17 protein-coding genes and 1 tRNA gene are annotated in these 21,222 nt (G+C 44.8%); 6 read left to right on the top strand and 12 right to left on the bottom strand.

Annotated features, from left to right (window positions below; translation table 11 throughout):
* Positions 1-54: 54 nt before the first annotated feature.
* The 7 genes from HU824_RS15510 to HU824_RS15480 are packed head-to-tail and all read right to left on the bottom strand — an operon-like array spanning position 55 to position 8,772.
* On the bottom strand, positions 55-780 hold the full coding sequence (locus tag HU824_RS15510) for a hypothetical protein (protein WP_135946425.1): 726 nt from the start codon (positions 778-780) through the stop codon (positions 55-57).
* An 8-nt stretch (positions 781-788) separates the two neighbouring features.
* Positions 789-2,435, bottom strand: coding sequence for a hypothetical protein (locus HU824_RS15505; RefSeq protein WP_135946424.1), 1,647 nt, complete (start codon positions 2,433-2,435; stop codon positions 789-791).
* Between the two features lies 1 nt (position 2,436).
* The gene (locus HU824_RS15500) at positions 2,437-5,610 is read right to left on the bottom strand and encodes a hypothetical protein (protein WP_176469310.1); all 3,174 of its coding nucleotides are present in this window, start codon (positions 5,608-5,610) and stop codon (positions 2,437-2,439) included.
* 4 nt (positions 5,611-5,614) lie between these two features.
* The gene (locus HU824_RS15495; RefSeq protein ID WP_135946422.1) at positions 5,615-7,024 is read right to left on the bottom strand and encodes a hypothetical protein; all 1,410 of its coding nucleotides are present in this window, start codon (positions 7,022-7,024) and stop codon (positions 5,615-5,617) included.
* Positions 7,025-7,026: 2 nt separating this feature from the next.
* A complete protein-coding gene (locus HU824_RS15490; RefSeq protein ID WP_135946421.1) occupies positions 7,027-7,476 on the bottom strand; it encodes a hypothetical protein in 450 nt (149 codons plus the stop codon).
* A gap of 17 nt (positions 7,477-7,493) precedes the next feature.
* Complete coding sequence (locus HU824_RS15485) at positions 7,494-7,898, bottom strand: hypothetical protein (protein WP_176469309.1); 405 nt, start codon at positions 7,896-7,898, stop codon at positions 7,494-7,496.
* 43 nt (positions 7,899-7,941) lie between these two features.
* Complete coding sequence (locus tag HU824_RS15480) at positions 7,942-8,772, bottom strand: hypothetical protein (RefSeq protein ID WP_176469308.1); 831 nt, start codon at positions 8,770-8,772, stop codon at positions 7,942-7,944.
* Positions 8,773-9,441: 669 nt separating this feature from the next.
* On the opposite strand from HU824_RS15480, the gene HU824_RS15475 reads away from it, so the two are divergent.
* The 6 genes from HU824_RS15475 to HU824_RS15450 all read left to right on the top strand — a co-directional run bounded on the left by HU824_RS15475 (position 9,442) and on the right by HU824_RS15450 (position 14,976).
* Positions 9,442-10,389 carry a DUF6043 family protein gene (locus tag HU824_RS15475; RefSeq protein WP_135946419.1) on the top strand — a complete coding sequence of 316 codons (948 nt, stop codon included), beginning with the start codon at positions 9,442-9,444 and terminating at the stop codon, positions 10,387-10,389.
* A gap of 182 nt (positions 10,390-10,571) precedes the next feature.
* Positions 10,572-10,886 (top strand): helix-turn-helix domain-containing protein, encoded by a 315-nt coding sequence (locus HU824_RS15470; protein ID WP_135946418.1) that lies wholly within the window; start codon positions 10,572-10,574, stop codon positions 10,884-10,886.
* Positions 10,887-10,891: 5 nt separating this feature from the next.
* Positions 10,892-12,304, top strand: a complete 1,413-nt coding sequence (locus HU824_RS15465; RefSeq protein WP_176469307.1) for a DUF3987 domain-containing protein — start codon at positions 10,892-10,894, stop codon at positions 12,302-12,304.
* A gap of 32 nt (positions 12,305-12,336) precedes the next feature.
* Entirely contained in the window at positions 12,337-12,504 is a 168-nt protein-coding gene (locus HU824_RS15460) for a hypothetical protein (RefSeq protein WP_168353813.1), read from the top strand.
* A gap of 337 nt (positions 12,505-12,841) precedes the next feature.
* On the top strand, positions 12,842-13,222 hold the full coding sequence (locus tag HU824_RS15455; protein WP_135946416.1) for a hypothetical protein: 381 nt from the start codon (positions 12,842-12,844) through the stop codon (positions 13,220-13,222).
* Positions 13,219-14,976: a relaxase/mobilization nuclease domain-containing protein gene (locus HU824_RS15450; RefSeq protein WP_176469306.1), complete on the top strand. Its 1,758-nt coding sequence runs from the start codon at positions 13,219-13,221 to the stop codon at positions 14,974-14,976. The genes HU824_RS15455 and HU824_RS15450 overlap by 4 nt, the downstream gene beginning before the upstream one ends.
* A gap of 240 nt (positions 14,977-15,216) precedes the next feature.
* Here HU824_RS15450 and HU824_RS15445 read toward each other — a convergent pair.
* From HU824_RS15445 to sppA, 5 genes are all read right to left on the bottom strand, one after another.
* Positions 15,217-15,289, bottom strand: a tRNA-Phe gene (locus tag HU824_RS15445).
* A gap of 143 nt (positions 15,290-15,432) precedes the next feature.
* Complete coding sequence (thiL, locus tag HU824_RS15440; protein ID WP_136010570.1) at positions 15,433-16,482, bottom strand: thiamine-phosphate kinase; 1,050 nt, start codon at positions 16,480-16,482, stop codon at positions 15,433-15,435.
* 6 nt (positions 16,483-16,488) lie between these two features.
* On the bottom strand, positions 16,489-17,298 hold the full coding sequence (locus HU824_RS15435) for a purine-nucleoside phosphorylase (RefSeq protein WP_136010571.1): 810 nt from the start codon (positions 17,296-17,298) through the stop codon (positions 16,489-16,491).
* The gene (gene lpxK, locus HU824_RS15430; RefSeq protein ID WP_136010572.1) at positions 17,237-18,367 is read right to left on the bottom strand and encodes a tetraacyldisaccharide 4'-kinase; all 1,131 of its coding nucleotides are present in this window, start codon (positions 18,365-18,367) and stop codon (positions 17,237-17,239) included. The genes HU824_RS15435 and lpxK overlap by 62 nt, the downstream gene beginning before the upstream one ends.
* Positions 18,368-20,137, bottom strand: a complete 1,770-nt coding sequence (gene sppA / locus HU824_RS15425) for a signal peptide peptidase SppA (RefSeq protein WP_176469305.1) — start codon at positions 20,135-20,137, stop codon at positions 18,368-18,370.
* Positions 20,138-21,222 lie beyond the last annotated feature (1,085 nt).

The following is a 21,222-nucleotide window of genomic DNA, read 5'->3' as shown; positions in this document are numbered from 1 at the left end:
ATTATCTTTTATTGGCTTGGTATATTGGATATCTACCCCCTGAAATAAGCAATGTTATTTCCTAAATTGGGGGTCAAGGTGTATATCGCCAATGACAGGAACAATGTGAATAAGGAACCTTTGGTTTCGAGAATCATCTCTATCGCTTAAACGAGAAGCTCGTGGCACACCGCCCTCACCGCTACCTGCAATAACAAGTTCGCACTTTTCCATATTAGTAAAATCTATACCTGCGTTGTCTCGCCAAAACTCATGGAGTTTAAGCGCACGTTGGTAGCTGAGGACATCATTGTTGAAGTAATCGTCAATATGATAGCCGTCGGCCGAAGCTTGACCTTCGATAACTACAAGATACTTAATGTCAGTGCGAAGAGAATCGTTTTGTTGCAAATTAAGTATTGTGCGCTTGATTTCTTCACCTGCATCTCTAATTTGTTGACGAATAGCGTTAGCCTCTGTCAGATTATATTCGGGAGATTTAGGGTCGTCTTGAAGCAGGTTGTCGAGAGAAAACTTACCTTTCTGATAGTTAACCTGAATTTTGAAGATATGTTTGAGGTAATCTGGATTGAACTCGAAATATTCGGGGTCAATATTATCTACAGCCTTGTAGATAGACATGATTTCCTCATACTTATCTTTGAACTCCTCCAGTTCGCGCTGCTTAATCTTGAAGCGGCTATAAGATACCGCAAAAAGTACAAGCATGATAGCGAACAATGTGGTCATAATATCCACATAGCTCGGCCAAAAAGCACTTTTATTATTGCGACTATCCATTGGTAAAGTTATTTACGACCGCCGAAGATACCGCCGAGGAAGCCACCGCCACCCGATGTGGTCGTGGTTTCCGGTTTCTTCTTGGCATCTTCAATCGCCTTGTCAAGAAGTTTACGTATCGATTCGACTTCGCGACGAGTGGTTTCGATGGTTTTATCTACTTCTTCACGAGAACTTTTAGTGTTGATTGAGGTAAGCAATTCCTCAATCTTTTTCAGCTTGCTAAGTTGAGAGAACTCTTGCTGAATCTGGTCAAGAGAGAATTTCTCCTCGATAGCGACCACAATCTCGCGTCGGCGTTCAAGCATTTCTTTTTCTAGACCATCGAGAATGTTCTGGAACCTCTCGGCATAGGTGGCGAAACTTTCTTCGTAAGTACGGCCGAGTTTAACGATAGCTTCGGATTGCATCTTGAAAATATTTTCAAGATGTCCGTCGGATACTTCCATAGCCTCAACAGCGACTTTCTGCTTTTTCTTAATAGCAGTAATTGCTTGTTTGAGGGCTTCAATTTCGGTGTTACCAAGAAGGTCAGTTTTTTCTATACTGCGACCAAGAGCATTAATGCTTTTCTCAAAGTCAGTAATGCGTGAGAGTATCTGATTGAGCTTATTGGCAACATTAAGCGGAATTTCGAGTGATTCATTATAACGGCGTTGCGTGTTGACAAGTTCAACGGTAACATCCTTGATCGCGTTGCGAGTGACCTCAAAGCGATTAAGAGCCGTTGTAACTAGGTCAAAGTTCTGCGAAGCACGAACAAAAGCATCGAGGGATTCAACGACACCGCGAGAGCGAAGAGTCTTGAGAAGTTGAGCTTGCAGGTCAACATTCTCATTGATTTTGTCCATATTTTCACCCATAACGCGCACAGCTTCGGAAACGATGGTTACGTTCTGCTCAAAAGCAGACCCGAAGCGTTGAGTGCAAGAGTCAAATGTTGCCTGAAAGCGGTCGATTACATTATTGAACGACGGTTCAAAGAGATTGATGGTATGGTGCAGCTTATTTAGAGCGGCAACCATACTGACACCGAGGGTCGGCATAAGTTCATTCTGAATAAACTCGTAGAACTCGTTCTTGTCTTCACGAACCACCCTTTGAGTCTCAGCTGCAAGATGATGAGTAATCGTCGTAAGAAGCAAACCGATGAAACTTGTTGACATCGAAACGAGAACACCGGAAATAAGATTGCCAATAGTCTCGTCAGTAATGCCCTCACCATTCGGAGAAGCTCCCAAGCCGATAGTGAAGAATAACAAGCCAAGGAATACACCAATGAAAGTACCCATGAGACCTACATAGGTAGGGAATGCAATACGTGACGTTGCATTATCATACAAGACATTGATTTTTCGGTCAGTCTTGTTTTGAATGACCGAAAAATCTGTGGTGCCGTGGTTCTTTTTGGTGTACTCATTCAACTCCTTGATAAGAGTGTGTAGGCTGGAGCCTTCTTCTGCTACATAAGGATTGAGCTGAGAATCTTCTGCCTCACCATATACTTCATATTCGCGATTCTTAACGAAGAAATTGCGGACAGTCTCTAACTTCTTTCGGGTTCCAAAAAAGTAATAGAGCTGAACGCCAAACGCGATTATAAAAGTCGCGATAGATATAATCAGCGATACAATAGAGATGCCTGACTGAAACATATTAAATCTTAGTTAGTTTTAACACGTTATCAATAATAGGCAAGAAGAATACCGAATCGTGGTAAACCTCGCTGTCATTGAGTTTCTGAATGACCTGTGTCTTGAAGTTCTTCTCCAGAGAATCCTGAGTGCCGGATGAAATGAGGTTGATAATTTCGGTTGAGTCAACCTGTTTATCAAGCTCACCTTTAGAGATAAGGATACGAAGGAGATCAGCGAAGAGTTTATTGAACGAAGCAAAGGTATTGAGAAGATCGCGACTAACCGCAGGGAAGTCGGCTTTAAGCTGCTCGACATTCTCATAGACCCTATCAGAGACGCCTTGGAAGTTAAACTCATCAGGCACATCGACATCGGAGTTGCGATAAAGGCCACCATAGCAGGTACATTCTTTTCGGCTATCGGGAAGAATAACCTGAATATCCTTTATATCGCCATAAACATTTTTGAAGATTGTGGCGACAAGTTCCTTGATGGTTGCCTTATCCGAAGAAAGCAGACCATCGATGTAACGACTACCGTTTCCACAGAAAAGAACGGAACGCGGACAAGCGAGGCTCTTAGCCTTATACATCTTCGCCATGAAGTACACGATAGAGGCGAAGTGATAAAGGAACAGAGGCTTGTATGATTCTTTCAACTTCTTGGTGATTTCGCAACGGCTATCGTTGCTCAGCCAGAAGTTGATTATGTCCTTAGTGGAAACCTCTCGGTCTGAGCGCATCTTGATATTGCGCTGTTCAAGTTCATCGGTATGGTCGCCGAGATGAACGGTCTCGACGAAGCGTTCGTAAATGCCGTTTACACGGTCATTGTCGAACCCGCTGAAACCATTACCCCAAAGAACATCGCAACCGAAGTGAACGGAGTTCGCGATTTGAGGTTTGCTGTCGGCAAAATAGATGAAGTCGCTTGAACCGCCACCAATATCGACGATAGAGACAGCGTCAACGCTGTTGAAAGAGTTCTTTTTGCTGAAATAGTAGTAAGGTGCCTCTGATTCAGATACACAATCTATTTGCGGAGATCCGATGTTAAGGAGGTTCTTCGCTTCTTCTTGCCAAATGGTTGTATAGGTGTCCTTGATAGTACCCTTGAAGCTGAGAGGACGGAACCAAATCAGTTTAGTATTAGCAAGCAGACCGTTCTTTTGGAGGACGTCGGTCTTGATGATAAGGAGCAATTCTCGGATAAACAGGCGAAGTTCCTTCTCGTGGCTATCCTCCCACTTAATATCAGTGAGGATAGACTGGTTTCCAAGCCCCATTGATTTCTCGTAGAAGAAAGCGATGTTGCAGTTGTCGAACAACGAGGGCTTGCTTCTGTCGCCTTTCTGCACACATAGAGCGGTGCGAATCGGGAAGCGATAAATCGAGCCGTCTATAAGTGCCGGAACGAACTCGGTATTGAAGTTCTTGCGACATTTGGGAGCAATGGCGTTTTCAATTACCGAGACAAGCGAGTGCTGAGAAGAACGCTTGAAGTCGTGTAGGAAAGCTACCATCGGCTCATCCATATTGAGCTGTTCAGGTTCATTATCGCGACCGAACTTGCAGCACGAGATATAAGTGTTTGTAGTGCCAAGGTCAACGGCATAGGTGTACGCATCCTGTGTACGCTGAGCACGTTTCCAATTCGGGATAAGCACACCCTCGCAAGTGCCGCTGTCGAGGGTAAAGCGTAAGCTGATAGCGTCGAATTGAGAGTTGAATATCTCGTAGAACTTCGAGCCTGCATCTACCTCCCGTTCAAGATTTTGTTTAGAACGAACAACGGCAGGACGAACGCCGAATTTGGCGTGAGTATTATCCTTGTCGATTGTCTCAATTTCCTCGAAACGGTTATCATCGTTTCTGAAGAAGAACGACATCTCAAGATTGTTGATTGATACGGGGCGGTAATCTGTTGTTGCGTCGTTGACAACCGCCATCACCTTGAAGTAGTTGTTTTCGTTTCGGTTCGGAGAGAGAATGTTCGGGAAAACAGCGAGGTTAAAGCTGATGTTTTCACGTTGCAGGTTTACGATGCGACCACGAGAGCCGAGGTTATCAGAGTCAACATAATAGTCCTTGGTGTACTCCTGACCCTTATATTTAAGGGTTACGATAACTTTGGCATTAGTTACTTTGCAGACGCATTGGAAATCTCCCTCAATGAGTGATAAGGCTTCATGGCTAATGGGCAACATGAAGTCGTAATCTCTACTATCGTCTGCTCCAGCGTAAGTCATAGGCTGATAATAGTCCTTTGACAAGCGGAACGGCAGACGTATGAGAGTATCATTGAAGAAGTTTACAGTGCTGAGACCTGAATCCTTACCAACGGGCAGACCATTTATGACAAGCTCATTTGAGTTTTCAGAAATGATAGGCTTGAACTGCGGTTGCCAGTTCTTATTGATGTCAGGGTCTGTAATCTGAATTTGTTTGATGTAGTCACGCAGTTCTTTCATCTCGTCGCCCAGTGGGGAATTATCGACGAGATAGAACATATAGTTTTTGAAGTCCTTATCGCGAGCACCAAACAAACGAATATCACGGAAGTATGTGCCACCGGACTTACGCACGAGCGACGGCATCTGCTGGTAGCGTTTACCCATGAAAGAAGTTGTTCCGTTACCACGGTGATCAACTTTCTTGTCGAAGTCCGGTGGAGTTACGAAGCCGGTAAACGGCGATGAAGTGGCGAGAAGATAATCTCGTCCACCATCAACGAGCACCACAAAGAAAAGGCGATTGCCGGATGCTTTGAGGTCAGAGGCGAAGTAATTCTCGACTGCACTACCGAGGATAGGAACTTGATTTTTCAAGTTCTTCAGGTCAGTTGCAAGCTCCCATTCACGAATGACGATTTTACGGGAATCATCCCAACGTCCTTCGTGGAATGTGATATTATAGAGAAGTTCAAAAACATCGAGTGTATCAGACACAAGACGGTTGTAAGCGTCACCAGCGTTTTTCTTTGGGTCTTTCACTTCTTCGAGGGTACGGCGAAAAGCCTCCTTGACAACGAAGAACCGAGCAAAGGGAGTCGGGAGAGCATTTAACGCGCTACTGTTGTTAGTGCGTTGCTCTGAGATTTTGGCGAGGTCTCCGGCAGTGATAGGGCCTTTTTCTGCCGTCCACTCCTGACCTTTTAGGCCGCGCTCTATTATATTGAGGTCAACACTACTCATAGCGTTACATTATTTTAGAGGTATATTTATCAATAGCTTTATACACATAATCGAGGAAGCGACGGAACTTGATTGTGTGAGTATCGTCTTTATCCTTGTTGCTCGCACGAATCATATCTAACAGGTAATAGGACTCGTCCTTAGCGTCAAGCGAGAAGTCCTGAATCCAGTTAGAGAGTTTTGCTTTACGGTCATTAGGGTCAGCAATGGTAAGCGGAGCGAAGCCGCGTTTGTTTTCGGCAAGTTCCTGATACCATTCCGAGAAACGAGCGAGGAAGTTTCGGAGACAGACAAACGATTTGTCAGTATAGAAATCTTCATCGAATCCACGATTTTTAGACAGAGGGAACTGGTTCTCGTTTGGAAGGAAATAGACCAAACGAGAAAGCATCATCATGTCAGCGACTGCCTTAACAACATTGTTGTATGCGTCGCCGAGAGAAGAAACTGAAAGAGACTCAACATCTTCCTTGATAGCACGAGATAGAGCCTGAGTTTTATCGGGCTTGTCGGTCTTTGATAAGAAATCAAAGAGAGCGGTAGCAGCGACAAGTTCAACGAAGTGGGCTTTGTCCTCTTGTTTCTTCTCGTCGTTGGCGTAAGTGGTTTTCATCCCCTGCTCGCCAACATAATAAATATAATCAGACATAACGCTCTGCTCATAGTAAGCGAGAGCGGATTTAGTCTTTGTAAGGAAGTTAGCAGAATCGATGTCGCTATCGGTTGTAGAAGGGTCTTCTAGCGAGAAGTACGGAAGCACGGACACCGCACCCATAATAGCGTCCTTGACGTTAGGATGGTCGGTGGAATTACGAACTTTCTTTTCAAGGAGAGGATAACCAGAGGCTCCGGTGCCGCCGAAAATCGAGCTTATGATAAAGATGCGGTCGCCTTTCTGACAAGCGTTGCAGAACGCTTGGAACCAGTCAGCACCCTTTATCATCTCACCGAGAACGACAGTGCCAACATTGGGGCTTCCTTTGAAACCAACGGAGAGGTCATTGTCAAGGTTGGATTGTGAGAACATCGTCTGAACGAGGTATTTATTCACATCCTCAGAATTGAGGTTGCCAACATTGAGATATTGACCGAATGAACGCTTTTCGGCGATAGGCTCAGAAATATCGTTTTGCTGACCATTGAGTTTAGCAAGGTCAGCAATATCGGTGCCGAAGAAACCCGGTATGGGATTGAGGCGTTTGCCATCGCTGAGAATTACATTGTTGTAGACAGTCTCATATTCGCCAATAAGGGTTTGGAGATTACGCTTTTCCTCCAAGTCCATGTGTGGGTCAATAAGGACTGGAACAATCGTATAACCCTTAGCGTCCATACCTGCTGCAAGAAGCATGGTAATGGATTTCATAACTCGGAGGCCGGTGCCGCCGATACAGAATACAAATACCCTTTTCATAGTCAGAATTTGAGGAATTTATAAGCGTTGGTACGGCAGAAGTTGAAGTTGCACCAAACAACGGAGGTTAAGAAATAAAGGATTAAGCAATAGAGGGCATTATTAATGGCACACAACCAATAGAGGGATGTGAGGCCGGTCTTGATATTGGTCTTAATGCCGACATATTCAATAACGGCAGTACCAATAAGTGAGAGAATAAAGGCGATAGCCGCCCATAAGCCCCAGTGTTGAATCTTGTAATGACGGCCAGGCATTTCATTATACCCGGTATAGTAATAAATCGCGAGACCGATGCCAAGGACAGCAGTTAATATAAGCAGAATTGGTGAAAGCCCATCGAGCTGTCGCCATACCTGCTCCGCCTGAGCCTTCAACTGGTCATTGTTGGCGAAATTCTGTAAGAACTTGCCTTTAGACGGTAGGAGGAAAAATATTTTTATGATACCCATACTGAGTTGTTATTATTTCATTGATAAGACGAAACAAGGATGCGAACCGGAATCTCGTCGAAAGTATTAAGACGAGCGTTAAAGCAACCCTTGATAAACTTGTTGAAGGAGAAAGATCCAGACAAATCATTTTCTTGGTCAGCGTTTATGATAGTATTAAAGTCCATCAGATAGCGACCATCAAAAGGTTTATTAGTAAACGTCCACTCGACAACTTCATCATCGAGAGCGACGTTGTATAGTTTCACGAGGAAGTCAGCGTAAGAGCGACGTTTGAACTCACCCTTATATACGTGGTCATCCACTAGATGGTCTTCATCAGTAAGAAGTTCAACATCGACAGATGAGCCATAGGCAGCTTTAGCCTTAAAGCAGTCCTTTAGTATATCAGCATTGACAGCACTCCAAGGATAGCCGGTCATGTCAACTCTGACAATGAACGAGCAAGTATCTGAAACCTCACGGTCAAAAACAGTTATTGGGATATTCAGAACTCAGCATACCGTTTTTTACGTTCTCAATGGTATAATTTGGCGTATGGTAATTCATTGCCATATCGCCCGACTCGACATAGGAATTGGTTGCCTCGCACCAACGAGCGATATTATTCCTCATGGCAGCCACATTCTCAGAATTACCTATGATAATGAAATAATAAGGCGAGTTGGCTTCAGCAACCGAGCCGTTAGGATTAAGGAACTCTGAATTAGCGCAAACGAAAGAGAGCGAAACATTCGAGTGTACGCCGATGACGTTTCTGATCTGCTCCTGATATTGGAGAAGTTCAGGTGCGGCAGTCTTACCCATAGGGCTATATTTCATATCAGAAACAAGAATAGCGACTTCGTTCTTGGAGGTATCGATATTCTCGATGATATTGTGAAGCATCGCAGGTACGTGTGTTGATGAGTTAGAAACGAAAGCACCTGCATTCATGCTATTGCGGAAATTACCGAGAGTAACGGGGGTGTCAATATCGCCGCCGTTCGACATAGTGTAAACATTGCCATCGGTAATTGGAGCAACGCCGGAGAAAACAGACCATACTGTTTTCTTGAAATTGTTAGCCTGATTAGCTCGAAAAAAACCATTCATGCTACCGGAAGTCTCAACATAAAGTTTTGCAGATTCAGGTAGTTTTGGAGAGAATAATTCTACAATCGTGTCAAGCGGTGCTCCATTGGTATCGAAATGAGGGTCAGCTATTGAGTTAACATCTCGCCCGCACGATGATAATACTATTGCCCAAGTTATACCTGCAATAACAAAAATATGGCGTATGATTGGAATATTCATAGAGGGCTCTCCATGTATTTGTATTGTCCATGACCCTCTATGGACTTGTTAAACAAAAAAAGCGCAGGATCCGTACCGTTACTCGTCCTGCTAATCTGTGGCTGTGGCTGCCGTCACTTCGTAGAACGAGTAACGTAGAGCCTACGCCGTATGATATGATACGCCAAAGGGGACATACCTATAAGGTATAATCCACCTAAGGGTATATTAACCATACCCGAGACATCTATCGTTACTTCATTCTTGACGAAGTTTTGAAACTGCCACATTCCAGATTAGCCAAGAATCAAGCGTCGATAAACGCTTTCATTATGTAATGACCTCCCTCGTTCCGGCTCCATAGTGGAGTCTCACGGCGTAAGGTCAGTGCAAAATTAACAAATTTTTCCGACATGACAATCGTTTGTGCTTAGAAACAGGCGTTTTGAAGTATAGATCGGTCATAAAATTGTGTCGAACGACGTTATTAGAATGGAAGAAATACTCATATTACTTCTGTGACTTCTATCTTATAACACTGTGTGCGGATATTGTTGCTAATTCTCTATAAATCCTGCTATGGGTGACATGAGTTTGTTAATTTAGATAATATCTTATTGGAATTGTGTCTAATAATAGGGATTTAGCAATGAGTTTGTGCGAACTTTGTAGCCACAAAACAAATGAGATATGAATACCATTCAAAATAATATGGCTCCCGAACAGAGTGATGACGAGATAAAGGCGTGGATGAAGGAATATCCGCAGGAGTATGGTGAGTTTGCAGCGTCTATGGGCGAGGCTGACTTGTTGGAGGTGTTTCTTATGGGACAGTCAGCGTTTTCCGCTTCGCCTGAGTTCCTGAAGAGGCTAGAGGATATGGTCGACCTAGACAATCTGGACTTGGAGGAACTTCTGAAGACTCTCCGGGAATCGGGCTATGCCCGTATCGTACTTAGTGGGCAACCGGAGGATAGCGAATGGGAGAAATACCGGATGCCCTTTGTTGCATGGCTGAAATATGGACGCTCATCGGAGATGCTGATTGAGAATCTTGAAGATGCCGCACAGGTGGTTGACAATCGGCAGTACCAATGGCAGCTCACAAAATTCTTGAAGGCATTTATGACCCGTGAGATTGAGAACAATTATCGAACACGAAAGGAGTTGAAGGAGTTTCTGGACTTCCGGAAAAGTGTCGATAACGGAGATTTGGCAGACTGGGTATTGGACGGTATTGATGAACCAAAGCCAACTTCCAAAGTTTCAGAAGGAGAGGCGTTCGTTCATGACCTTACTTCCCTTTTGTCTTCTCACGATAGTGAGACAGTCAGACGTATCGGTCAATGGACGCAGACGCATGTCAGTGGCGTCGATATTGCACATCTATACATAGCACTGGTGGAGTCAGGCGAACTTGATGCCGCCAGACCCGTAAAACAGTTTGCCGGGGTATTGGCCACCACTTTTCCCGAAAGCAGAATCGTTGGCGAGCGACAGGTTCAGAAAAGTGTCAATGTTCTACAGAGTCTATATCCCAATCGCAAACGATATGTCAAGGATGAGCCGGAACACCGTTTTGCAATCGACATGATAAAAACCGAAATTCTGCTGATTAATACCGACGAAGTTGATTGAAATAAGCCCTTTTTGATTCGTTTGATTCGTTTCAGTATTCGCGAACTTAACGAACCGTCATTTCTTTTCAATCCAATAAATTACGCTATACTTTTGCGTCACCGTTCCTTTTCGGAGCGGTGGCCTTTTCGCTTTATGCCGTCAGCGGAACTGCCATAATCCGGACGGCAATCGGAATAAACATGCAAGACTTTTTAGATATGCTGAATGAAGGCCGCGCTCATGTCAAGGTGGAGATGAGTGCCGAAGACCTCAAAGCATTTTCGGAGGACTTGATCCGCCGCGCAAAGGATGAACTCGGCTCGATGGTCGAGGCAGCCAAGAAAGAACGTATGCTCACCAAAGCCGAGGTAAAGGAACTCTTTGGCGTATGCGATGCCACACTCTGGCACTGGGCAAATAAAGGCATCCTCAAACCTGTCAAGACCGGCAACAAGATTATGTACCCTGAATATGAGGTACGCAAAGCCCTCGGACAACGTAACATCAACATCTGAGCATCATGAAAGCGAATGGCTATTACAACCATCCACGTTTTCCGATGGAAGCCGGATGTGGATTGATCGAGGAGGATAGCATTGCCTTTACCAGCGATTCCGGTAAAACTACCGAAACTCCTTCTTTCCCTCTGGAGATATTTCCGAAAGCAATCCGCGACATAATAGAGGCTCTTGAGGAGTATGAGAACTATAATGTCGATTTCTCTTCGGCTTCATTCCTTACAGTATTCGCGGCTGCTATGGGCAATACTTGGTCAGTCCGCTTCATGACCGGATGGGTAAGCCGATCGATAATCTACATGGTGCTTGTAGGCTCGCCGAGCTGTGGCAAGACTCCGCCATTGCAACAGGCGGTCGCACCGCTTCTTAAACTCGACGGAGAGTATGACATGATCTATTGCAAGGAGATGGAAACCTACCGTCGATGGGAACGCATGTCGGCAAAGCAGCGTGAGAAACATTTTCTCCCTGAAGAAATGAAGATGCCACAACGAAAATGCCATGTAGTGGTTGACTCCACTGTAGAGGCTCTTATCGGGGCGTTGCGCGACAATCCGCGCGGAGTGCTGATTTACAAGGATGAGATAGACAGCCTTCTTTCCAATTTCAACCGCTACAACGGTTCGGACGAGGGCTACTTTCTCAGTCTGTTCAGCGGTACGCCTTTCAAGTACAGCCGAAAGTCAAACAACGAGCATATCTTCCTCGCCAATCCCTATTGTTCTATTATTGGCACTACACAGCCCGGTCGTCTGGGCGAACAGTTCGGCGGCAAGCGAATGATGAATGGCTTTTCATCCCGATTCCTGAAAGTCTATCCCGAAATTGACGAGATGCTGTCGTGGAACGACACCGCCATGCCGGACGGCGTTCTTGAAGAATGGGAACGAATTATCCGAAGGGTAATAACCGTCACTCCTTCAACAGACCAAGAGGGAAAAGCAACCTCAATAGAGCTACTGTTTTCCCAAGAGGCAAAGCTCCGCGTAATTCAATGGAAAGACGAGGTCAATAACAAGGCTTATGCTGAAACGGATTCAGATGCTGTCAGGGCGTTGTGCGGCAAACTGGAAACTTATCTGGTCCGCTTCTGTCTGGTCATACAGATTATGCACTGCATCTGTGGAGAATCGGGCATGGATAAAATTGAACCGGGAACTGCCGAACTCGCCATCAGGCTCACCGAATATTTCAGAAACATGGAGAGCCGGATTGCACCGGAGATTGAAACCGGTATCCTTGACAACCGGTTCACCGAGTTACTCGGAAACCTCAGGGATTCGTTCACCACGGCAGAAGCTGTCCGGGAAGCCCTGCAACTCGGAATCTCGGAATCTTCGGTCAAGAGATTCCTAAGAGACGGAGGCCGAAGATTCGTGAAGAAAAAGTCACACGGTTGCTATCGCAAAATATGACCCATGCGCTGACACTATGAACTTTTGACATTATGACATTTTCGACCGAGGTCGAACTGATTGAGATACCCCGGTTGCTCACGCCTGATTTGGAGTATAAACCTTGCTTTGCAAGATATGCCGATTGTGTCCACAACGGCTATCCCGCCTCCCCCGAGGTGAGGGTCAATCCCGCTCGAAACTCGCAGTCTTTTGTCTAATGATACATTGCCCGTGAACGATGATAGACTGAAAAATGAATGATGAAAAACTGAAAATCTGCGTTTGATATATTATCAAGCAACACATTTATCATGAACCGTGATACTTCGGTTAATCGGTCATCGTCACATTGGATAATCTATACATTGGATAATATGATAATGAGCCATTGGACAATGGAGCATTAGACGATCGAGACAACCAGGTATTATATCATCAAGGTATCAGGTCATCAAATCATCAAGCTATCATTATACCAAGTCATATAGTCTTCATTGTATCAGATATTCAATCAACCAATCTATCAAACCATAATATCTTAAAAAGTTAATCTCTATGCCGGATAAAAAATCCATCACTATAAAAATACGTGTCGATTCGCAGACCCACGCAGAAATGCAGTCAAGAGCCGACCGATACACCGACGGTAATCTGAGTGCGTTTGTACGTTGTGCCACACTCAAATATGAAGAGCAGCCGATGGCTGACCGAGACAATCCCCGTATGATTGCTTTGATTAAATCTGCTATCAAGCTCATCGAAAGAACCGGCACCAACACCAATCAGGTCGCCAAGCACATCAACGAGCAGCAGAAAATGAATCCTTACTCGTTGCGGGCGGCAGATCTTCTTCCCTTCGGTCAGTTTTGCGAGGGTACAGATAAAATCCGGCAGATGCTGACATACCTCTATAACATGATAATTTTAGGAAAATGATAGTCAAGAAACTCAACGATGTGTCCGGCGGCGGTTTCCCCGGCGCTCGATATAACGAGAAGAAGATTGCTGATGGTGTGGCAACCCTTATGGCGATGGAGAATGTCAGCGAGGCGTTGCGCCACAATGTCGAGACGCTGCACCGCTTCGGCCTTGATGCCTCGGCTGAAGTCGAGAGGTATATGAAAGAAAACTCTAAGACCTACGGCAATACAAAGACAACACGTTTCCAGTTCCACGTGTCGACCTCCGTGAAAGGACGCGCCATGTCGCCGGAAGAACTTACCGACTTTGCGCGTGAACTTATGGAGGGTATGGGCTATGCCCGTCAGCCGTATTTTGTTTACGCCCACCACGATACCGGTAATAACCATGTGCATATTCTCTCGACGAGAATAAAGCCTAACGGTTATGCCATTTCTGACCATCAGGACAGGCGCAGGCTTAACGAGTGCGCAAATCGCATATTATCTCCTGACATCAAGAAAGATATTGACCGGATTCTCTGTTACGACTATGAAACGGAGGGTCAGTTTGCCAATATCGTCAAGACTCATGGTTACAAGATAGAGAAATCGCTCGACGGCTACCGTCTGTTCAAGTGTGGAGGCGACGCCGGTAATATCGCCATCGATGACATCCTCAATCGAATCACCAAAAACAGCCCGAAGCGCAAAGACCGCGCTACGCAGCTTCGCGCTATAATCCGGAAATACAAGGGCGAGATAGCCGAGGGAAAATGTCAAAATGTCGATAATGTCAAAGTGTCAAAAGGTAAGAAGCGAAAGCCAGTAAAAGCAAAACTGAATACCGACATCCGCAAAATACTTGACAACCACGGCAAACCGTTGAGCGAGGAGAACTGCCAGCGCATACAGACTCTCATTGATGTTCTCAAGACAAAGTTTGGCATAGACATCAGTTTCCAGAAGGACAAGGACGGCAGGGTGAGAGGTTACAGTGTAATCGACCATGCCGAAAAGATTGCCTTCGACGGCAGCAAGGTGATGAAACTGTCGGAGCTTATTGATTTCGCCATCAAGCCACAAAGGGAACCATCGCCGCTTGACGTGTACCGCGACCTGTTCACTGTCGAGGTGGGCAAAGACAGCAGAGGGAACTATATGCTCATCAATGTCAAAGACGGCTCGACGTACAGCAAGCCAATCTCACCGAGGCAGTACGCATGGTATAACGGCGTAAAGGATGACGAGCGCGAAGATGTAGGTCTGACAATAGCTGCCACGATATTCTCCGAGGAGATACTGACCGAATATCTCATGCGCTATCCGATACACAACCATCAAGAGAGGATAAAGGGCATGGCAGTTGTCAAACATAGAAACGGCAACTACTGCCTCCACCTGGCACTGACAGACGTCTATATGCCTTTGATTGAATTAACTCCGGAGGAGGAAGCCAAGTTCCGCTCTCTACATGCCGATGAACAAGCAAGACAAGACTTCCTGATGTCAATAGCCATGCTGCATCTTACTCGAAAGGATGCCGAGGCAGTTAAAGAGAGGATAAAGCAGAATACCCAATCCAAAGCTGGAGTCCGTATTCTCCCTTCCCGTCCACAGGACTACTCCCCGGAAATCTCGCAAGTGTTCACATTCAATCTTGCCAACGCACTATCTTCCCTCAATGTCAGTTCCGGCTCATCCGGCTACAAGCGCGAGCACGAAGTCGGCAACCGCTCCCGCTACGACGACATCGACAACCGTCAGTCCGGCACCCGACTTACAATGTAAGAATGAAGTAGTGACTATCTCAGCGCACCACGCCGATAGTCACTATTATTTTGCAGAGAATTTAATGTAGAATTTAATTGGGTTTAGAATTAAACGCTACTTTTTAATACAGTTTAATCAAGCCGATTTATCGTGGTTTATAGCGATTTAGATAGTGACTATTATAGTGACTACGCCCTGTAGTGACTAAAAGAAAAATCGCCAACTCTGTAAGAATTAGCGATTTAATCTTTGCTTGGGTGGTGCCACCAGGAATCGAACCGGGGACACAAGGATTTTCAGTCCTTTGCTCTACCAACTGAGCTATGGCACCATGTTTATCTCTTTTGCGGTTGCAAAGATAGTGAAACTTTTGTACTATACAATAGCTTTCATAATAAAAAACGCTGATAATTGGCTATGTGGCTAATTATCAGTGTTTATGATTTGAGAAAAAATATTGAAAAAGTTTTATAGCTATGCTTTTTCCGCTTCTTCTTCCTTCAAAGGATTCCATCCTTGTGCTTTGAGTTCAAACTCTTGGCCGTCACGGGTAATTAGTGCACAGCCTAATTCTGGTTTGGTGATATGGCCAATCAGCTTGACGCCTTCCATTTCGGCAACCTTTTCATGGTCGGCAATGGGGACGGTGAACAATAACTCATAATCCTCGCCTCCGTTCAGTGCACAAGTGCTCAGGTTCATATTGAATTCTTCTGCCATTACAGCTGTCTGATAGTCGATAGGAATATGTTCTTCGTAAACGCGGCAACCCACTTTGCTTTGGGTACAGATATGCAGTAATTCCGAAGAAAGACCGTCCGATATATCCATCATGGAGGTGGGTTGTATACCCTCTTCTGCCAGTTTCTGGATGATGTCACGGCGTGCTTCGGGTTTTAACTGACGTTCCAGAAGATACTCTTTCCCCGAAAAGTCCGGTTGCAAATCTTTGTCACCTCCTTTGAGAACCGCTTTTTCACGTTCTAAAAGTTGTAATCCCATGTAGGCGGCACCTAGGTTACCGCTGACACAAATCAGGTCAGTCACGCGGGCACCATTACGGTAGACTACTTTTCCTTTCTCCCCCTCGCCTATGCAGGTGATGCTGATGGTAAGCCCGGTATAGGAAGCGGAGGTGTCTCCTCCCACGATGTCAACATCATATTCTTCGCAAGCCAGACGGATACCGGTATAGAGTTCCTCCATGTCTTCTATACTGAAACGTTTGGATATACCCAAGGAAACGGTAATTTGCTTCGGCGTGCCGTTCATGGCATAGATATCGGAAAAATTGACTACAGCCGATTTATATCCCAAATGCTTGAGAGGTACATACACAAGGTCGAAGTGTACACCTTCCATCAGTAAGTCAGTAGTAACGAGTACTTCCTTTTCGGCCGAGTAGGAGAGGACGGCGGCATCATCTCCGACACCGTATCGGCTCGACTCGTTCTTTAGTTTTATGCTTTCGGTGAGGTGGTGGATGAGGCCGAACTCGCCGAGGGTGGCTATTTCTGTTCTCATGCTTTCTTATGCTCTATTAATTAGTTCCCGCATAATCTCTGTCATTCTCGGTTGTGCTTCGTCGGCAGCTTTCTGCACTTCTTCGTGAGAAACTTCTACGATTTTACCTTCCACACCCAGGTCTGTAATGACAGATACACCAAATACTTTGATTCCGCAATGATTTGCCACAATAACTTCTGGTACGGTGGACATGCCCACTGCATCAGCACCCAAAATGTGGAACAGCTTATATTCTGCAGGCGTTTCGAATGTAGGACCTTGCGTACCGATGTAGACACCGTGCTGAACCTTGATGTCCTTTTCTGCTGCAATAGCATCAGCCTTGCGAATCAGTTCTTTGTCGTATGCTTCGCTCATATCCGGGAAGCGGGGACCGTAGGGTATGTTTTTGCCACGCAACGGATGTTCGGGGAAGTAGTTTATATGGTCGGTGATAATCATCAAGTCGCCAATTTCAAAATCCGGGTTGGTACCGCCGCTGGCATTGGATACGAACAGAGTTTTGATGCCTAGTTCATGCATTACGCGTACGGGGAAGGTTACTTCCTTCATGGAATAGCCTTCATAGAAATGAAAACGTCCCTGCATCGCCATGATGTCCTTGTTGCCCAATTTGCCGAAGATGAGTTTTCCGCTGTGCCCCTCTACAGTAGAGACGGGGAAGTTGGGGATTTCTTCGTACTTTATTTCATACTTTTCGGTGATTTCGTTGGCAAGGCTGCCGAGTCCGGTACCGAGGATGATTGCTGTCTCAGGCTGGGTATGCATCTTTCCTTTCAGAAAGGCTGCTGTTTCTTGAATGCGCTCTAACATAGCCAATAATGTTTTGGTTAAATATATATTGTTGATTCTGTAAAATTTCTATTTCTATCGGCAGCACGTAGATGTGCGGCTTCAGTATTTCATCCAGTGTAGAATGAATCTTTAGCTTTGCCGCATCTTTTTCTGTGATGATTATCAGTCTTTTCCATTCTTCCAGATGCAAGAATTGCTCCTTTATCTGCGATAAATCCTTGGGGGTAAAGTCATGATGGTCATCAAATGCTAGTAAATTGACGTGTGAGGTGTAAGATTCTATTTCTTTCTGCAAGGGAGCGGGGGAGGCGATGCCTGTCACCAGCAGCACCTGCTCGTTTCCGGTGAAGCAGGAGAGAATTTTCCGGCTGTTCGTTTTCTCAGGAAATAGTGGCATCAACATCCCATAGCGGAATCTGGAGAAGTACAGTTGCTGGTATGGATAAAGATGAAGCCGCTTGGCGATGATGTTGAAGTCTATTGGCTTGATGTCATCCGGACATTTGGTGACGATGACTATCTGCGCCCGGTTTTTACTGCTTGAAGGTTCGCGGAGTCTTCCGGCAGGGAGCAAGGCATCGTCGCATAGTAATCGGTGAAAATCAGTCAGTAGAATGTTCAGTCCGGCTTTTACATGGCGATGTTGGAAGGCATCGTCTAGGATAATGGCTTCTACGGTGGGATTTTCCAGTCTCAGCAGTTGTTCAATACCGTGGCAACGGTTTTCGTCTACTGCTACCCATGCATTAGGGAATTTATTTTTAATTTGATATGGCTCGTCACCTATTTGCTGTACATTGCTCTTGTCATCGGCCAGTACATAGCCTCGGCTTTTACGCTTGTACCCCCGACTGAGGGTGGCTACATTCACTCCGTTTTTTTGTAATAGCTTTATCAGATATTCGGTATGTGGCGTCTTACCAGTTCCACCCACAGCAAGGTTGCCCACACATATTACTGGAACGTCAAAACTCTTTGACCGGAGCCAGCCCCAGTCAAAGAGTTTATTTCGCAAGCATACCCCTATCCCATAAAGCCATGATAGGGGATATAGCCAGTGATATATCTTAATAAAGTTTTCCTCCATTTATTGAATATTCAGTTCAAAGGGTACACGTGCTTGTATACGGTTATATTTGTCAAAATTCTCCAGGACGCTAATTTGCTGGTATATCGCACCCATTGTGCCTTTCAGCATGCGTACTTTGACGTAGTTACCTGGATTGGTGTTCATTAAGCTTTCAAAGAAACTTTTCTTTTTCGGATAACTCATCACAGTATAGGCATCTACTCCAGCCTTTGCAATGGCAATGTCTAAAGCTTTGTCTAAACCACCCAATTCGTCGACCAGTCCTAGTTCCTTGGCTTTGCTTCCGGTCCACACACGGCCCTGGGCAATTTTATTCAAGTTTTCCTTGCTGATGCCTCGGCCATCGGAGCAGCGGGTGAGGAAGAGGTCATATCCGTTGTTTACATACATTTGCATCAGCCCCTTTTCACTGTCATTCATCGGGCGTGTCAGCATGCCGAAGTCTGCGTATTTATTGGTTTTCACTACATCAAAGTTTATCCCGATTTTCTCAGTCAGCCCCTTTGCGTTGGGGAACATGCCGAAGATACCGATAGAACCCGTCAGTGTGGTAGGTTCAGCCACGATGGTGTCTGCACTGCAGGAAATGTAGTAACCTCCTGAAGCTGCATAGTCACCCATGGAAACAATGACCGGTTTCTCTTTCTTTAGTTCGTTGACTGCATACCATATCTGTTCTGAACCATAGGCGCTTCCGCCCGGTGAGTTTATGCGTAATACTACAGCTTTTATATCTTCATCATCTTTCAGCTTGCGCAGGTCTTTTATCACCTTTTTAGAGTTGATGCCTTCTTCGCTGGAGGCAGAAGATGAACCGCTATCAATTTCTCCATAGGCATAGTATACGGCAATCACATTTCCACTTTTGTCTTTGGGAACATTCTTCTTTACGTTAATCATGTCCTGTAAACCAAGTACGGGCATGCGGTCGTCTTTGTCGATGCCTACCATCGCTTTCAGGTAGTTGTGCACATCATTCTTATATATTAATGTATCGACCAGTCCGCATTGCACACTTTCTTCTGCGGGATAGAACATCAACATGCGGTCGGCAATGGCGTTCAGTGAGTCTACAGATATTTTGCGTGATTCTGCAACATCATTGGTCACTTCTCCCCAGATAGAGGTCAGGTAAGCATCGATTTGTTCACGGTTGGCAGGGCTCATTTCGGTAGAGATGAAAGGCTCTACAGCCGATTTGTAGGTACCTACTTTGAATATCTGCATTTCTACTCCGATTTTGGCCAGCAAATCCTTGAAGAACATGGGGGCAGCGGCCAAGCCCTTCCACTCGACCATACCTTGCGGGTTCAGCAACACCTTGTCGGCTACACTTGACAGATAATAAAGACCTTGGGAATAGCTGTCACCATAAGCCACGATGAATTTTCCCGATTCCTTGAAATCCTTCAATGCATTGCGTATTTCTTCGCATGAAGCAAATCCTGTACCTAGCGAAGTCGCTTCTATATAGATACCTTTAATGTCGTCATTCTCTTTTGCTTTTTTGATAGAGGAGAGTACATCATCCAGACCATAAGTCTTATAATTGTCTCCCATAAGGGCATCGAACGGATTGTCTTGGCTGCGTTCAGCCAGTGCACCATTCAAATCCAGCATCATAATGGAGTTTTTGCGTACTTGCGTTTCCGACTCCGAAGATGATACCATACTGAAAACCACCAGAATACTGATGAAAACTAAAACAACGACTGATACGATGATGCCGGTAATGGTGGCAAACGTAAATTTCAGAAAATCTTTCATTGCACTTTATTGTTTTTAGTATGCTAACTTTTAAAAGCTAACAAAGATAAATAATTAGGTTGATATTTACCCTATCTGTCGCTGAGTTTTTCTGTTTGTCACAGTATTGTGGCAGATTTCATTCTCTTTTCTTTTATCTTTGAAGTATGTCATTTCGTTCTTTATGGATAGTTAGTTTGTAAAATGCCAGAATATAATTGCTGTCTTCTTACTTTCTACCTTGTTTTTCCCTAAAAAACTAATCTTTCCACGGCAATGTTCTTTTCTTACCACAGCTGTGGTAAGAAAGAAACGCGGGTGTGGTAAGAAAGAAACATATCTGTGGTGAGAAAAGTTGTTCAGTAGTTCTCGTTTAGTATCCGGGCTTTCCGGATGTAGCCTTTCGCAGGTTTATTGTCAGTTTTCTTTGGGCTCCTCAAGCGTGGTGCCGGCCGTTCTGTGGTCTATGTCAAGGGGTGAACTTAGTATATTCCGATGCGCGCTCGTATATATATAATGTGTTCCTTACTTTTCTGTATTCTTTTTCCTTCAAGGATTATGTTTTAAAACATATCTGGCAGTCAGTATTTTATGGAAAAGTTTTCAAAAATCCTCAAAAAAAGCTTGTATATATTTTGCAGATGTCCTTAAAAGCTCTACTTTTGCATCCGCTTTCGGGAACGAGGGCAGCGATAGTTTGACATTCTGACAGCAAAACGGAGCTATAATCTATCATTTTTCTTCTCTTTGCCATAGGTTCCTTTCGGAGCTTGGGTCTTGGAAAAGAAAAAAGAAAAAAAAACTTCCGGAAAAATTTGGAAGTTGTGCTTTAAAGTTCTTACCTTTGCACCCGCTTTTGAAAACGAAAGCAGCGCGAGTTGACATTCTTTTTTTAGAGACGGTGCACGGCAGTTCTTCTTTCTTTTATTTCTTTTTGCCTCCCTTTCGACAAGAGAGACGACGGGGAAAGAGAAAAGGAAAGAAAGAAAAAAAAACTTCCGGAAAAATTTGGAAGTTATGCTTTGAAGTTCTTACCTTTGCACCCGCTTTCTGAAAGGAACAGCATCGCAGTTAAGACAGCGATCTTTGAACAGATTTACATAAAC

It is taken from the genome of Bacteroides sp. L10-4 (genome assembly GCF_013373675.1).
Classification (GTDB): domain Bacteria; phylum Bacteroidota; class Bacteroidia; order Bacteroidales; family Bacteroidaceae; genus Bacteroides; species Bacteroides muris.
The sequence above is the reverse complement of the archived record's forward strand: the minus strand, read 5'-3'. Positions and strand labels throughout refer to the sequence as shown.